Source organism: Micromonospora sp. NPDC049004 (genome assembly GCF_040649315.1).
In the GTDB taxonomy this organism is placed as follows: Bacteria; Actinomycetota; Actinomycetes; order Mycobacteriales; family Micromonosporaceae; genus Micromonospora.
Map to the genome: position 1 here is coordinate 662166 of NZ_JBEZFG010000001.1, position 14661 is coordinate 676826.

The 14661-nt window shown below is 73.0% G+C and carries 12 protein-coding genes; 7 read left to right on the plus strand and 5 right to left on the minus strand.

Features of this window, described 5'->3' with window-relative positions:
- Positions 1-71: 71 nt before the first annotated feature.
- The 5 genes from ctaD to AB0B97_RS02925 form a co-directional block, all read right to left on the minus strand.
- Positions 72-2063 (minus strand): cytochrome c oxidase subunit I, encoded by a 1992-nt coding sequence (ctaD, locus tag AB0B97_RS02905; protein WP_357490150.1) that lies wholly within the window; start codon positions 2061-2063, stop codon positions 72-74.
- 124 nt (positions 2064-2187) lie between these two features.
- Positions 2188-2916: an STAS domain-containing protein gene (locus tag AB0B97_RS02910; RefSeq protein ID WP_357490151.1), complete on the minus strand. Its 729-nt coding sequence runs from the start codon at positions 2914-2916 to the stop codon at positions 2188-2190.
- Positions 2917-3028: 112 nt separating this feature from the next.
- The gene (locus AB0B97_RS02915; protein WP_234583699.1) at positions 3029-3475 is read right to left on the minus strand and encodes a DUF4383 domain-containing protein; all 447 of its coding nucleotides are present in this window, start codon (positions 3473-3475) and stop codon (positions 3029-3031) included.
- Between the two features lie 98 nt (positions 3476-3573).
- Positions 3574-4731: a glycosyltransferase gene (locus AB0B97_RS02920; protein ID WP_357490153.1), complete on the minus strand. Its 1158-nt coding sequence runs from the start codon at positions 4729-4731 to the stop codon at positions 3574-3576.
- Between the two features lie 46 nt (positions 4732-4777).
- The gene (locus AB0B97_RS02925; RefSeq protein WP_357490607.1) at positions 4778-5761 is read right to left on the minus strand and encodes a glucosyl-3-phosphoglycerate synthase; all 984 of its coding nucleotides are present in this window, start codon (positions 5759-5761) and stop codon (positions 4778-4780) included.
- Between the two features lie 223 nt (positions 5762-5984).
- Here AB0B97_RS02925 and AB0B97_RS02930 point away from each other — a divergent pair, with 223 nt between their 5' ends.
- From AB0B97_RS02930 to AB0B97_RS02960, 7 genes are all read left to right on the plus strand, one after another.
- Entirely contained in the window at positions 5985-6995 is a 1011-nt protein-coding gene (locus tag AB0B97_RS02930; RefSeq protein WP_357490154.1) for a Gfo/Idh/MocA family oxidoreductase, read from the plus strand.
- Positions 6988-8076 (plus strand): zinc-binding alcohol dehydrogenase, encoded by a 1089-nt coding sequence (locus AB0B97_RS02935; RefSeq protein WP_357490155.1) that lies wholly within the window; start codon positions 6988-6990, stop codon positions 8074-8076. The genes AB0B97_RS02930 and AB0B97_RS02935 overlap by 8 nt, the downstream gene beginning before the upstream one ends.
- A 41-nt stretch (positions 8077-8117) precedes the next feature.
- The gene (locus tag AB0B97_RS02940; RefSeq protein WP_357490157.1) at positions 8118-9899 is read left to right on the plus strand and encodes an ABC transporter ATP-binding protein; all 1782 of its coding nucleotides are present in this window, start codon (positions 8118-8120) and stop codon (positions 9897-9899) included.
- A gap of 88 nt (positions 9900-9987) precedes the next feature.
- Positions 9988-12279: an accessory Sec system translocase SecA2 gene (secA2, locus tag AB0B97_RS02945; protein ID WP_234583616.1), complete on the plus strand. Its 2292-nt coding sequence runs from the start codon at positions 9988-9990 to the stop codon at positions 12277-12279.
- 179 nt (positions 12280-12458) lie between these two features.
- The gene (locus AB0B97_RS02950; RefSeq protein ID WP_357490159.1) at positions 12459-13199 is read left to right on the plus strand and encodes a GAF and ANTAR domain-containing protein; all 741 of its coding nucleotides are present in this window, start codon (positions 12459-12461) and stop codon (positions 13197-13199) included.
- A 128-nt stretch (positions 13200-13327) separates the two neighbouring features.
- Positions 13328-13819: a DUF2231 domain-containing protein gene (locus AB0B97_RS02955; protein WP_357490160.1), complete on the plus strand. Its 492-nt coding sequence runs from the start codon at positions 13328-13330 to the stop codon at positions 13817-13819.
- A gap of 66 nt (positions 13820-13885) precedes the next feature.
- A complete protein-coding gene (locus AB0B97_RS02960; RefSeq protein ID WP_357490162.1) occupies positions 13886-14656 on the plus strand; it encodes a class I SAM-dependent methyltransferase in 771 nt (256 codons plus the stop codon).
- Positions 14657-14661: the final 5 nt, after the last annotated feature.

Here is a 14661-nt window from a genome sequence, read left to right on the forward strand (position 1 = left end):
GGCACGTACGCACACGAGGAAGGGGCCCACACCACCCGCCGGTGGTGTGGGCCCCTGGCCGGGTACGCGGGTCAGCGGTCCTCGGTCTCGCCGTCGCTGTGCGGGTGCCGCCAGCGTTCGTGCGGCTTCGGCGCGTCCTCGGCGTCCTTGGGCGCGTCACTCTCCTCGAAGCTCGGCCGGCGCACGCCTTCGGGCTCCGGCACGTCCACCGGGCGGGCGCCGGACTCCGGCGCGGGCTGGTACGCGACCGCGTCCCGGGCGCCGTGCGCTCCCTCGGCGGCGGGTGACTCGGGCCTGTGGTGCTCCATGTGCAGCTCGTCGGCGAACTGCTGCGGCGGCTTCGTGGTGCGCTGCGGCAGGTCCCGGCCCAGGTCGGCGACGAGCGGGCCGTACTTCAGGTCGAACGCCGGACGCTCGGAGCGGATCCGTGGCATCTGGTCGAAGTTGCGCAGCGGCGGCGGGCAGCTGGTGGCCCATTCGAGGGAGTTGCCGAAGCCCCACGGGTCGTCCACCGTCACGATCGCCCCGTACCGCCAGGACTTCCACGCGTTGTAGATGAAGAACAGGGTCGACACGCCGAGGATGAACGAGAAGATCGTGGAGACGGTGTTCAGGGTGGTGAAGCCGTCGGTGGGCAGGTAGTCGGCGTACCGGCGGGGCATGCCCTCGTTGCCCAGCCAATGGTGCACCAGGAAGGTGCCGTGGAAGCCGACGAACATCGTCCAGAAGTGCGCCTTGCCGAGCCGCTCGTCGAGCAGCCGGCCCGTCATCTTCGGCCACCAGAAGTAGAAGCCGCCGAAGAGCGCGAAGACCACGGTGCCGAACACCACGTAGTGGAAGTGCGCCACCACGAAGTAGCTGTCGGTGGTGTGCCAGTCGACCGGGGGACTGGCCAGCAGCACCCCGGTGAGGCCGCCGAGCAGGAAGGTGACCAGGAAGCCGATGGCGAAGAGCATGGGCGTTTCGAAGGTGAGCTGGCCCTTCCACATGGTGCCGATCCAGTTGAAGAACTTCACGCCGGTGGGCACCGCGATCAGGTAGCTCAGGATGCTGAAGAACGGCAGCAGCACCTGGCCGGTGGCGAACATGTGGTGCGCCCAGACCGTCATGGACAGCACGGTGATCGCGATGGTGGCCAGCACCAGCCCGGTGTAGCCGAAGATCGGCTTGCGGGAGAAGACCGGGATGATCTCGGTGATGATGCCGAAGAACGGCAGCGCGATGATGTAGACCTCGGGGTGTCCGAAGAACCAGAAGAGATGCTGCCAGAGCATCGGCCCGCCGGTGGCCGCGTCGTACACGTGCGCGTTGAGTAATCGGTCCGCCGTGAGCGCGAGGAGCGCGGCGGCCAGCAGCGGGAACACCAGGATCACCAGCACGCTGGTGAACAGCATGTTCCACGTGAAGATCGGCATCCGGAACATGGTCATGCCGGGCGCGCGCAGGGTCAGGACCGTGGTGATCAGGTTGACCGCGCCGAGGATGGTGCCGAGCCCGGAGACCACCAGGCCGAGCACCCACATGTTCGCGCCCACCCCGGGGCTGTTGTCCACGTCGCTGAGCGGGCTGTACGCGGTCCAGCCGAAGTCCGCCGAACCTCCCGGGGTGAGGAAGCCGCCGACCACCATCAGCCCGCCGAACAGGTACAGCCAGTAGGCCAGCGCGTTGAGGCGGGGGAACGACACATCCGGTGCGCCGATCTGGATCGGCACGATGAAGTTGCCGAAACCGAACGCGGCGGGCGTGGCGAACAGCAGCAGCATCACCGCGCCGTGCGAGGTGAAGAGCTGGTTGTACTGCTCCGAGGACAGGAACTGCAGACCTGGGCGGGCCAGTTCGGCCCGCATCACCATCGCCTCCAGGCCGGCGAACACGAAGAAGGCGAAGGAGGTCAGCAGATACAGCAGACCGATCTGCTTGTGATCTGTCGTGGCGAGGAACTTGATCAACGAGTTGCCGGGGACCGGCGCCCGCAGGGCTCCGGGGAAGCCCCCGAAGCGGGCCGGTGCCAGGATCGCCGGGCCCCGATCGCGACCGGGTTCCGTGGTTACCCGCTTGGGCATGGTTGCTCACCCCGTCGTGACGGCAGAAAGGACGGGCGTGCCTACCCGACCCTCGCACCATGTAACCAGGCTTAAGCGGTAATTTCGGTCAGATCGCCGGTACCGGTCGAAGCCGGCCGCGCGCTCAGGTCGCCGGCAGCATCGCCCAGACGGCCTTGCCCTGACCCGCCGGCACGCTGCCCCACCGCTGCGCCAGCTCGCGGACCAGCAGCAGCCCCCGGCCACCCTCGGCCCGCAGGTCCAGGCCGGCGGGCTGCGCGGCGACCCGGCTGCCGTCCACCACGGCCAGGTGCAGGTACGGCCGGCGCAGGGTCACCGTCACCTGCATGGGGGTGCCCGCGTGCCGGACCACGTTGCCGACCAGCTCGCTGAGCACCAGCGCTGCGGGGCCCGCCGCGTCGGGCAGGTTCCACCGGGCGCACGCGTCGCCGACCAGCTCCCGGGCCCGCCGGCAGGCCCCGGCGACCGGCTCCAGCCGGGCCCGCATCCGCAGCGCGCCGGCCGCGCCGGCCACCCGGGTCGCCTCCGCGCAGTCCGGCGACACCGGCACCACCCGGCAGGTCGTCGACTCGGCCAGCCAGCGGGCGGCGGCCGGAGGCGGCGCGCACAGCACCACCGGCACGGCCGGCCACTCCTCGGCCCGCCGGGCCGTCGCCGCGAACACCGACAGCGCCAGCCGGTCCCGCACGGTCACCCGCGCGAGGTCGACCACCAGCGCCTCCGGCTGGGCGGCCAGGGCCCCGTCCAGTGCCTGGTGCACCGACCGCATCGTGCCCAGATCGAGGGCGCCGGTGAGCTGGACGACCGCCACCGGTGCGGTCTCGCGCACCTCGCAGGTGATCCGGCTGGGCATCGGCGGGCCCTCGATTCGCTGGTCGGGTCGGGATCTGCCCACTACCCGAGGCCCCGCGGCGCCAAACCGTACCGGCCGGTCTCAGGACGCGCGTCACGTCCCGACGCGCAGGTCAGCGGCGTGCCCGGCCGGTCAGCAGACCCAGCGCGATCAGGCCCAGACCGAGGCCGAGGTGCAGCCAGTCGTCAGCGACGTTGACCGGCAGGACGTTCGCACCGGTGTCGTGATCCACCGCCACGCCGTAGAGCCAGAGCACCAGGTAGACGGCGCCGCCGCCGATGAGGAACGTGCGGGCGCCGCTGGTCGTCCGCGCCAGCGCCAGGCCGGCCACCCCGAACAGCAGGTGGACGAGGTTGTGCAGCACCGACACCTGGAAGGCGCCGAACAGGAACGCCCCCGAGCCGTGCCCGGCGAACCGCAGATTGTCCGTACCGCTGGTGATCCCCGGGACGAAGCCGAGCACGCCGACCAGCAGGAAGAGCACGGACGCGGCGCTGGCCGCCCGGCGTACCGGCGGCTTGCCGTCGGCCGGGTTGGCCCGGGCCCGGGAGTGCGCCATCGGTCCGACCATCACCGGCTCCTCGCTGCGCGACGGGCGTGAGTGGTGCGCCTTCCCGTTGCCGCCGGCGGCAAACGCGCCGACGGCAACGGGCGCGCTCAGACCGGCTGCAGGCGCGGCGCGGTGGCGAGCTCGCGGACCCGCTGGTACAGCTCGACGTAGCGCTCGGCCATCACCGCTGGCGTGAACCGCTGCGCGGCCACCCGCCGGCACTCGTCCGGGTCGAGCAGGTCGGCGGCCAGCACGAGGTCGCCCAGCTCGTCCTCGTCGGCGGTGAGCAGGCCGGTGCGACCGTGCTCGATCAACTCCGGCAGGCAGCCCCGCGCGGTGGCCACCACCGGCGTGCCCAGGGCCAGCGACTCGACCACCGCCGTGCCGCCCGGCTCCTCCCAGCGCAGCGGGAACAGCGACGCGCGGGCGCTGGCCAGCAGGTCGTCACGCTCCTGACCGGCCACGGTGCCGATCCAGCGCACCAGATCACCGTCGACGTGCGGGGCCACCTCGTCGAGGAAGAACCGCACGTCCGGGTTCTGCCGGGCCTCGTCGCCCGCCGCCGCCAGGTCGGCCGGGCGATGGTACGGGCCGACGGGACCGGCCAGCACCAGCGGGACGCCGATCCGCTGCGCGAGCCGCGCGCCCACGTCCTGTCCCTTGCCCGGGTTGATCCGACCGAGGATGAGCAGGTGCTCGCCCTTCTCCGGGCGGGGCCGGCGGTCGGCGTCCACGGCGAGCGGCGTGGACAGGTGCACGTGACCCACCGAGTGCTCGCGCAGCGCCAACGGCGCCCGGGCCAGCTGCGACGCCGAGACGCCGTTGACCCGGACCCGGTCGCCGCCGTCCAGGCTGCCGTACAGCGCGGGGTGCTTGGCGAGGTCCCAGTGCAGGGTGTGCAGGGTCGGCGGCCCGGACGGCCCCATCGCGGTGAGGGTGGCCAGCCCGACCGCCTCCACGTGGTCGTGGACCAGGTCGATGTCGTCGCGGGAGTGCAGCTCACGGACCACGCCGGCCAGGTGCGCCTGGGCGATCCCACAGACCTGGTTGTACGGCCGCTGCAGCGCCGCGAACTGCCCGTCGGCGAAGACCGACACCTTCTCGTCCACCGGCAGGCTGCTGCTGTCCACCGAGGCGAGCACCACCCGCACGCCGAGTCGCCGCAGCTCCGGCACCAGGGTGGCGATCACGTTCTCGATGCCGCCGTAGCCGGGCGGGGGCACCGACAGCCACGGGCCCGCGTTCATCAGCACGGTGAGGCTCATCGGCCGCGCTCCCGCATACCGGCCGGGTACGGCCGTACCTCGGCGCTCACGCCGCGGCCACCCGTCGACGGGGCACCCGGTGGCGCAGCTCGGCCAGCGGCGGGCGCTCCTCGATGGACACGTCGCTGACCACGATCTCCCGGTCGAGGTTCGGCAGCGTGTCCGACCCGCCCCGGCGGAACTGCGTGAGCAGCGCCTCCGGCATCATGCCGGGGCTGGCCCAGCCGCGTCGTTGCAGCCGGGACCAGGCGGTCAGCATGATCTGCGCGGACATCCGACCGAGCGCGGCCGTGTCCTGGTGGCGGTGTTTGCGCTCGCCCAGGTCGACCTGCGCCAACGCGTCCAGGCCGACCAGGTCCAGCAGGTCGATCATCATCGCCGTCTCCACGCCGTACCCGGAGACGAACGGCACCTGGGCCAGCACGTCGCGGCGAGCGGCGTACTCACCGGCGAGCGGCTGCACGAAACCGGCCAGCTCGGGCCAGAAGAGGTTGAGCAGCGGTCGGGCCATCAGCTCGGTCACCCGGCCGCCGCCGTCCTGCTCCACGCTCGCGGCACCGACCAGGGGCCGGTGATAGAAGCCCTTCACGAAGTCCACCGACGGGTCGGTGAGCAGCGGCCCCAGCAGCCCGCTGACGAAGTGCGGACGGAACTCCCGCAGGTCGGCGTCGATGAACGCCACCACGTCGCCCTCGGCCGCGGCCAGCCCCGCCCAGAGCGCGTCGCCCTTGCCGGTGAGCCGGGGCAGACCCCGGGTCATCGCGTCCTGGCTGACGACCTCCGCGCCGGCGGCGCGCGCCACCTGCGCGGTGCGGTCGGTCGACCGTGAATCCACCACGATCAGTTCGTCGACGAGAGCGACCCGGTCCATCAGGTGTTCCCGGATGGTCGACACGATCGCGCCGACCGTCGCCTCCTCGTTACGTGCCGGCAGCACCACGCTGACCCGGCTCTCTCCCTTGGCGCGCAGCAGCCGGCGTGCCGGCCAGTCCGCCGCCGAGGTGGTCCGGTACGTGGCCCACGCCTCCACCACCGGTGACACGGTCGTATCCCGCACGGGCACCCCTCCGTTTCGTGCGTGGAACAAGCGGAGTCTTTAGTTCCCACTCGCCACCACGCGCTAACCGTTCCCAGGGCAACAGCTTGATCACGACGGTGACATCGTGGCGTTCCCGGGGGATGAACGTTTGATTGCGCACACCCCAGGGGACTGCTCCCACCGAAGTCGAAACGTTTTCGAAAGAGGTTGTCGCATGGGTGTATGCCGGGTGGGTCTCGTGGGAGCCGGCGGGGTGGCACAACGCCATGCGCGGGTGCTGTCCGGGTTCGACGACGTCGAACTCATCGGGGTGACCGACGTCATGCCAGATGCGGCGTCCGCGCTGGCCGAGCAGCACGGCGGGCGGACCTTCCGCGACGTCGCGGAACTGCTGGCCGCCGCCCCGGACGCGGTGTACGTCTGCGTGCCGCCCTTCGCGCACGGTCCCGCCGAGGAGGCGGTGATCGACGCCGGGGTGTCGATGTTCGTGGAGAAGCCCGTCGCCGTCGACCTGGTCACCGCCGAGCGCATCGCCGACCTCGTCACCCGGCGTGGGCTGCGCACCGCCGTCGGGCACCACTGGCGCTATCTGAGCGTGCTCGACCAGGCCCGCGAGCTGCTCGCCGACCGTCCGGTGCGGATGGTCAGCGGCGCCTGGCTGGACAAGGTGCCGCCGGTCGCCTGGTGGTCGCGCCGCGACCGCTCCGGGGGCCCGGTGGTCGAGCAGGCCGCTCACGTGCTGGACCTGATCCGGGTGCTGGCCGGCGAGGTCACCGAGGTCACCGCGTACGGCAACGGCACGCCGCCACCGGTCGAGGGCGCCGACATCGACTCGGTGACCACCGCCACGCTGCGCTTCGCCAGCGGCGCGGTCGGCACGCTCAGCGCGGCCTGCGTCCTGGGTTGGAAGCACCGGGCGGGGCTGGAGATCCTCGCCGACGGGCTGGCCCTGGCGCTGACCGAGGACGGTCTGCTGATCCGCGACGCCGATGGCGAGCGACACGTCCCCGCCGATCCGGAGGCCGCCCGGGTGGCGGTGGACCGCGCCTTCGTCGACGCGGTACGCGGCGTCGGCGACGACATCCGCGTCCCGTTCGCCGAAGCGCTGCGGACCCAGCGCCTGGCCCTCGCGGTGGCCGACTCGGCCCGCACCGGCCAGGCGGTGCGGCTCGGCACGCCCGCCGCGCCGGTCGCGCTGTCCAGCGGGGTGACCGTCGATGCGTGATCGGGTGGTCACGGTCACCGCCCCCGGTCGGGTGGAGCTCGTCGAGCAGGAGGCCGCGGCGCTGCGCCCCGGCACCTTCCGCGTCGAGACGCTGTTCAGCGGCGTCTCCGCCGGCACCGAGCTGAGCTACGTCAAGGGCACGAACCCCTATGTGAACGTCACCTGGAACGCCGACCTGGGGCTCTTTCAGCCCGGCGAGGCCAGCACCCCGTACCCGGTCACCCGGCTGGGGTACATGCAGGTCGGTCGGGTGGTGGAGAGCGCCACGGCGGCGGTCCCGGTCGGCGCCGTCGGCGCGATGACCTACGGGCACCGCACGGGCTGGCTGGCCGACCCGGTCGCCGAGCGGTTCGTGCCGCTGCCCGCCGACCTCGACCCGCTGCTCGGCGTCTACGTCGCGCACATGGGTCCGATCTGCGCCAACGGCCTGCTGCACGCCGCCGCCGACCTGCACGGCGCGGACGTCCGCTCGCTCGGCGACGGCGTACGCGGCCGGCGGGTCGCCGTGGTCGGCGCGGGCGTGGTGGGTCTCCTGACCGCCCTGCTGGCCCGGCGACACGGCGCCGCCTCGGTGGTGGTACTCGACCCCACCCCGCGCCGCCGCGAGGTCGCCGAGGCGCTCGGCCTGGAAACCCTCGACCCGGACGCGGACGACCCGGCCGTGGTGCTCAAGACCCGGTGGGCGCACACCGCCGGCGACCGGGGCGCCGACGTCGTGTTCCAGTGCCGGGGGCAGGCGTGGGCGTTGCAGCTCGCGCTGCGGGTGTTGCGCCCGCAGGGCACCGTGATCGACCTGGCCTTCTACCAGGGCGGCGCGGACGCGGTCCGCCTCGGTGAGGAGTTCCACCACAACGGGCTGGCGTTGCGCTGCGCCCAGATCGGGCGGGTGCCGCGCGGGCTCGCGCCCACCTGGGACCGGGAACGGCTCTCCGCCGAGACCATCGACCTGCTGCGGGCCCACGGTGACGTGATCCGCAAGCACCTGGTCTCGGCGGTGGTGCCGTTCGACGAGGCGCCCACCCTGCTCACCGACCTGGCCGAGCGCCGCCGCCAGGAGTTGCAGGTGGTCCTGGCGGTCTGAGGAGCCGTCGCGGCGTGAACCGGCCGGCTACCGTTCGCCCCATGAGCAACTCGAAGGACCGGCCGGTCGGCGACGCTCGCGCGAGCCGACCGGTCGGCCTGGCCGCGCTGCTGCCGTACCTGCGGGAGCACCGCGGCACCCTCGTCGCGGTGGGCGCGCTGTCGCTGCTCGGCTCGGCGGCGTCGCTGGCCCAGCCGCTGCTCACCCGGTCGGTGCTCGACCGGATCGGCGCCGAGGACCCGGTGTCGGCCCTGGTGGCGGTGCTGGTGGCGCTCGTGGTGCTCGGCGCGGCGATCGGCGGGCTGCGCGACTACCTGCTGCAACGCACCGCCGAGGGGCTGGTGCTGAGCACCCGCCGACGGCTGGCCGGTCACCTGCTGCGGCTGCCCATCGCCGAGTACGACAGGCGGCGCACCGGCGACCTGCTCTCCCGTGTGGGCTCGGACACCACCCTGCTGCGGGCGGTCGTCACCTCCGGGCTGTTCGAGACGGTCACCGGTGCGGTGATGGTGGTCGGCGCCGGCACCGCGATGGTGCTGCTCGACCCGCTGCTGTTCGGCGTCACCCTGCTCGGGGTGGGGCTGGGGCTGGGCTTCGCCGCCACCTTCGCCCGCCGGGTCCGGGCGCTGGCCCGCCTCGCCCAGGAGCGGATCGGCGAGATGACCTCGGCGGTGGATCGGGCCATCTCGGCGGCCCGGACCATCCGGGCCAGCCGCGCCGAGGGCCGGGAGACGGAGACCGTCACCGGCAGTGCCCGCGAGGCGTACGCGGCGGGGCTGCGGGTGGCCCGGGTGCAGGCGCTGATCGGCCCGATCGGCTCGGTCACCGTGCAGGGGGCGTTCCTGCTGGTGCTGGGGATCGGCGGGGCACGCGTCGCCGCCGGGGCGATCTCCGTCGGTGACCTGGTCGCCTTCGTCATGTACCTGTTCCTCCTGGCGTTGCCGCTGGGCCAGGTGCTGCGCGCGTACACCCAGTTGCAGTCCGGTCTGGGCGCGTTGCAGCGGATCGAGGAGATCCTGGCCGTGCCGGCGGAGGGCGCGGCGGACCCCTCGCCGGCGGCCGGAACCGCCACCGCGACCCCCCGCCGGCCCGCCCCGATGATCGAGTTCGACCGGGTCGGGTTCGGCTACCCGGGCGGCACGCCGGTGCTGCACGACGTCAGCTTCGCGGTGCCGACCGGCACCCGTACCGCCCTGGTCGGCCCCTCGGGCGCCGGCAAGTCGACGCTGCTGGCCCTGGTCGAGCGCTTCTACGAGGTGAGCGCCGGCGCGGTCCGCGTCGACGGGGTCGATGTGCGGGAGCTGCCCCGCGACGCGCTGCGCGCCCGGCTCGGGTACGTGGAGCAGGAGGCTCCCGTGCTCGCCGGCACGCTGCGCGAGAACCTGCTGATCACCACACCCGACGCCACCGACGACCGGCTGCGCGAGGTCCTCGACGAGGTCAACCTGAGCCACCTGGTCCAGCGCACCCCGCAGGGGCTGGACGTGCAGGTGGGCGAGGGCGGGGTGCTGCTCTCCGGTGGTGAGCGGCAGCGGCTGGCCATCGGCCGGGCGCTGCTGGCCGGCCCTCCGGTGCTGCTGCTCGACGAGCCGACCAGCAACCTCGACGCGCGCAACGAGGCCGCGCTGCGCCGGGCCATCGACGCGGTGGCCGCCCGCCGGACACTGCTGATCGTGGCGCACCGACTCGCCACCGTGGTGGACGCCGACCAGATCGTCGTGCTCGACGGGGGCCGGGTGGTGGCCGTCGGCACCCACGCCGAGCTGACCGCCACCGACCCGCTCTACCGGGAGCTGGCCACCCACCAACTGCTGGTCGCCTGAGCCGGCGGCGACGCGGAATCGACATGCCGGCGGATACCCGACCGGCCGGGCCGCGCAAGGCGGCCGGAATCGCGTACCGTTGCCGCTCATGGGTGTGTCGCAACGGTTCAAGAGCAAGTTCCGGCGGTTCCTCCAGCGCCCGGGATCAACCGTGGATCTTGCTCCGCTGGAGAAGCTGCTGCCGGCGATCGAGGCGCGCGAGGATGACCTCGCCGCGCTGGACGACGCCGAGTTGACCGAGGCCGCCGGCGTCGCCGCTGGATACGAGGAGATCTGCGCCGTCGGCCGCGAGGCCGCCCGCCGGGGCCTCGACCAGCGACCGTACGACGTGCAGCTGCTCGGCGCGATGTCGCTGCTCTCCGGCAAGGTCGCCGAGATGGCCACCGGTGAGGGCAAGACGCTCACCGCCGCCGTCGCCGCGTACGGGCACGTCCGGCTCGGCAACGGGCCGGTGCACGTGCTCACCGTCAACGACTACCTGGCCCGCCGCGACGCCCAGTGGATGGAACCCATCTACACGCTGCTCGGCCTGACCGTCGGCTGGGTCAACGAGGCGTCCACGCCGCAGGAGCGGCGCGACGCCTACAACTGCGACGTCACCTACGTCTCGGTCAGCGAGGCGGGCTTCGACTACCTGCGCGACCAGTTGGTGACCGACGTGGCCGACCGGGTGCAGCCCGCCCTGGCCACCGCGATCATCGACGAGGCCGACTCGATCATGATCGACGAGGCCCGGGTGCCGATGGTCCTGGCCGGCGCGGTGCCCGGCGAGCAGGATCCGGTGCACGCCGCCGCCGCGCTGGTGCGCGGCCTGCGCAAGGGCCGGCACTACACGGTCGCCGAGGATGGGCGCAGCGTGGCCTTCACCTCCGCCGGCCTGGCCGCCGTCGAAGCCAAGCTCGGCATCGACCTGTACGACGAGGAGCATGTCGAGCAGCTCTCCGCCGTTCACGTGGCGCTGCACGCCCAGGCGCTGCTGCACCGTGACGTGGACTACATCGTCCGGGACGGCTCGGTCGAGCTGATCGACGAGATGCGCGGCCGGGTGGCGCAGCGCCGCCGCTGGCCCGACGGGCTGCAGGCGGCGGTCGAGGCCAAGGAGGGCCTGGACGCCACCGCCGAGGGCGAGGTGCTGGGCACCATCGCCGTGCAGGCGTTCATCGCGCTCTACCCGAAGGTGTGCGGCATGACGGCCACCGCGGTGCTGGTCGGCGACCAGTTGCGGGAGTTCTTCGGCCTGGAGGTCGCGGTGATCCCGCCGAACACCCCGTGCGTCCGCGAGGACGAGCCCGACCGGATCTACGCGACCCGCGCCGAGAAGGACGAGGCGCTGATCGACGAGATCCAGCGCTGGCACGCCAAGGGGCGGCCGGTGCTGGTCGGCACCCTCGACGTCAAGGAGTCCGAGGGGCTGGCCGCCGGGCTCAACGCGGCGGGCGTGTCCTGCGTGGTGCTCAACGCCAAGAACGACGACGAGGAGGCGGCGATCATCGCCGAGGCCGGCGCGTACGGCGCGGTGACCGTCTCCACCCAGATGGCCGGCCGGGGCGTCGACATCCGGCTCGGCGGCAGCGACCAGGCCGACCGGGACCGGGTGGCCGAGCTGGGCGGCCTCTACGTGATCGGCAGCGGGCGGCACGACAGCCGCCGCGTCGACGACCAGCTGCGGGGCCGCGCCGGCCGGCAGGGTGACCCGGGTGGCTCGGTCTTCTTCGTCAGCCTGGAGGACGACCTGGTCGTGCGGCACGCCGCCGACGCGGTGCCCCCGTCGCCGCGGATGAACGCGGACGGTCTCGTCACCGACGAGCAGGTCGACTACGCGGTCGAGCATGCCCAGCGGGTCGCCGAGGGCGTCAACCACGAGATCCACCGCAACACCTGGCGCTACAGCGTGGTGATCGAGCAGCAGCGCATCGCCCTGGCCGCCCGCCGGGAGCGGCTGCTGACCAGCGACGTGGCCGCGCTGATGCTGCTGGACAAGGTGCCCGAGAAGGCCGGCGAGATGGACGAGGACCTGCTCGCCCGGGTGGCCCGGTCGATCGCGCTCTTCCACCTGGACCGGCTCTGGGCCGAGCACCTGGCCGAGCTGTCGGAGGTACGCGAGGGCGTGCACCTGCGTGCGCTGGGCCGGCTCGACCCGCTGGACGAGTTCCACCGGGCGGCGGTGCCGGCGTTCAACAACCTCGTCCCGGAGATCGAGGCCCGCACCATCGCCACGTTCACCGAGACCGAATTCGATGAGGATTGGGAGCCCGAGGACGGCACCCTGATCCGGCCGACCGCCACCTGGACGTACCTGGTGCACGACAACCCGTTCGGCTCCGAGCTCGACCGGCTGATCGCCTCGATCGGGCGGCGGCTCAGCGGCGCGTCGCGCTGACCTGACCGTCAGGGGCCTCTGCCACATCTCCCGGTGTGGCAGAGGCCCCTGCTTACGCCGTTTCGATCCCGGTTTGCGAGGGTAGTAGGGCGGGTCGGTCAACTCGGAAGAGAGCAGACGATGGCACACGTGACGACGTCGGCGGGATGCACGCGAGGGCGTTCGAGGGCAGTGGAACGGTGAACCTGGACACGCGGGAACCGGTGGTCGAGCGACTCGGTGTGCTGGAGACCGCCGCGCTGTTGCGGGAGCTGACCGCCGGCCTGATTGCGTTGACCGATTTCGACGAGGCGCTGCTGGCGCTGGTGCGGGTCACCCGCGACGCGGTGGCCGGGGTGCGGTGGTGCGGTTTCACCGCGCTGCGGGCCGGCGAGCCGGCCAGTGTGGCCGCCTCCGACGAGCGGCTGGCCTGCCTCGACGACCTGCGTTACGGGCCCGACTCGCCGGCGATGAGCGCGATCCAGCGTCGCGAGATGATCCTCGCGGTCGACCTGACCGGCGAGTCACGCTGGCCGGCCTGGACACCGCGCGCCCGCGACCTCGGCGTCCGAGGGGTCATCTCCGCCCCGCTGGACATCGACGACCAGGTCATCGGGGCGATCAACCTGTACGCTGCCGCGCCCGACGTCCTCACCCCGCAGCACCAGTTGACAGCGATGCTGCTCGCCGAACACGCCGGCCTGCTGCTGGCCGCCGTCCGGGACCGGAGCCGCCAGCAGGCGCTCGCCGGTGAGCGGGACGCCTCGCTCCTGCACGACGGTGTCGTCGGGCAGGCCATCGGTGTGATCATGACGCAGCGCGGCTGTCCAGCGGCCGAGGCCCTGGACGTGCTGCGGACCGCCGCCTCGTCCCTGGACATCCCGCTGCGCGAGGTGGCCGAACGCCTCATCCGGACGGTCTCCCGCCCCCGCGAGAGCTGACCCGCGCCGCGCGGTGCCGCCGTGCCCGTTCTCCCGGTCGGCGGCGAGTCGGGCGGCGTCGTTTCGCGCCTCGTGGGGTCGGGTAGCACTCTGGTACTGGTGAGCTGCGCCGACCCTGGGGAGGACCGATGCAGAGCCGGCTGCGGGTGCAGGGGCATCCCATCCAACCGATGCTGGTGACGTTCCCGCTGGGGCTCTTCGTCAGCGCCGCGGTCTTCGACCTCACGGACGTCATCGGCGGGCCGGCCTTCCTCGGTGAGGTCGGCTACTGGACCGGTGTCGCCGCCCTGTTCGCCGCCGCGATGACGGCGGTCGCGGGCATGGTCGACCTGTGGGACGTGCCGGTCGACGGCACCCGCCGCACCGCCATCGCCTTCAACCTGGTGAACGCGGCAATGGCGGGCCTGTTCCTGGTCACCTGCCTGGTGCGCGCCCACTCGCCGGACCGGGGCGCGACGGTCGCGATCCTGGCCACCGAGCTGGTCGCGCTGACCGCCGGTGCGATGGGTGTGCACCTCGGCGCGCGGCTCATGCGCCAGTTCGACGCGGGTCGGACCGACACCGGCAGCCTGGACACCCTCGCGGGTGGCACCGTCGAGGTCGCCCGTCCCCGCCCGTGACGGGCCGGGCGCACGCGCCCGCAAATCGGTTGCCCGCCGTCCGGCCGGCCGGCGAGGCTGACCGCCATGAGCGCCGAACGTGATGCCGAGGAGTTGATCGCGGAGGCGGCCGCCGCGCCGGTCGACGGCTGGGGCTTCGACTGGCTGGCCGGTCGGGCCACCGAGGAACGTCCACCCTGGGGGTACGCCGGGTTGATCGCCGAACGGATGGCGCGCGCCGACGCCGCGCTGGACGTGGACACCGGCGGCGGCGAGGTGCTGGCCGGGATTCCGTACCCGCCGAAGGTGTTGGTGGCGACCGAGGCGTGGCCGCCGAACGTGAACCTCGCCCGGCGGACCCTGCGCCCGCTCGGAGCGACTGTGGTGGCGGTCGCCCCCGACTCGGCGCTGCCGTTCCGGGACGGGTCCTTCGACCTGGTGGTCAGCCGGCACCCGGTGCGCACCGACTGGGCCCAGACGGCCCGGGTGCTGCGCCCCGGCGGCACGTACCTGTCCCAGCAGATCGGTCCGGGCACCATGCGGGAGCTGAGCGAGGCGATCCTCGGCCCGCTGCCTCCGCCGGACGGGCGGCACCCGGAGGCAGCGGTCGCCGCGGCCGAGGCCGCCGGGCTGCGGGTGGTCGACCTGCGCCGGGCCACGCTGCGCGCGGCCTTTCACGACATCGGGGCGGTCGTCTGGTTCCTGCGCAAGGTGGTCTGGACGGTGCCGGGTTTCACTGTGGACCGCTACCGCCCCGAACTGCTCGCCCTGCACCGGCGCATCACCGCCGAGGGCGCCTTCGTCGCCCACGCCCGACGTTTCCTCATCGAGGCCACCCGCCCCGCCGCCACGCGGTGACCCTG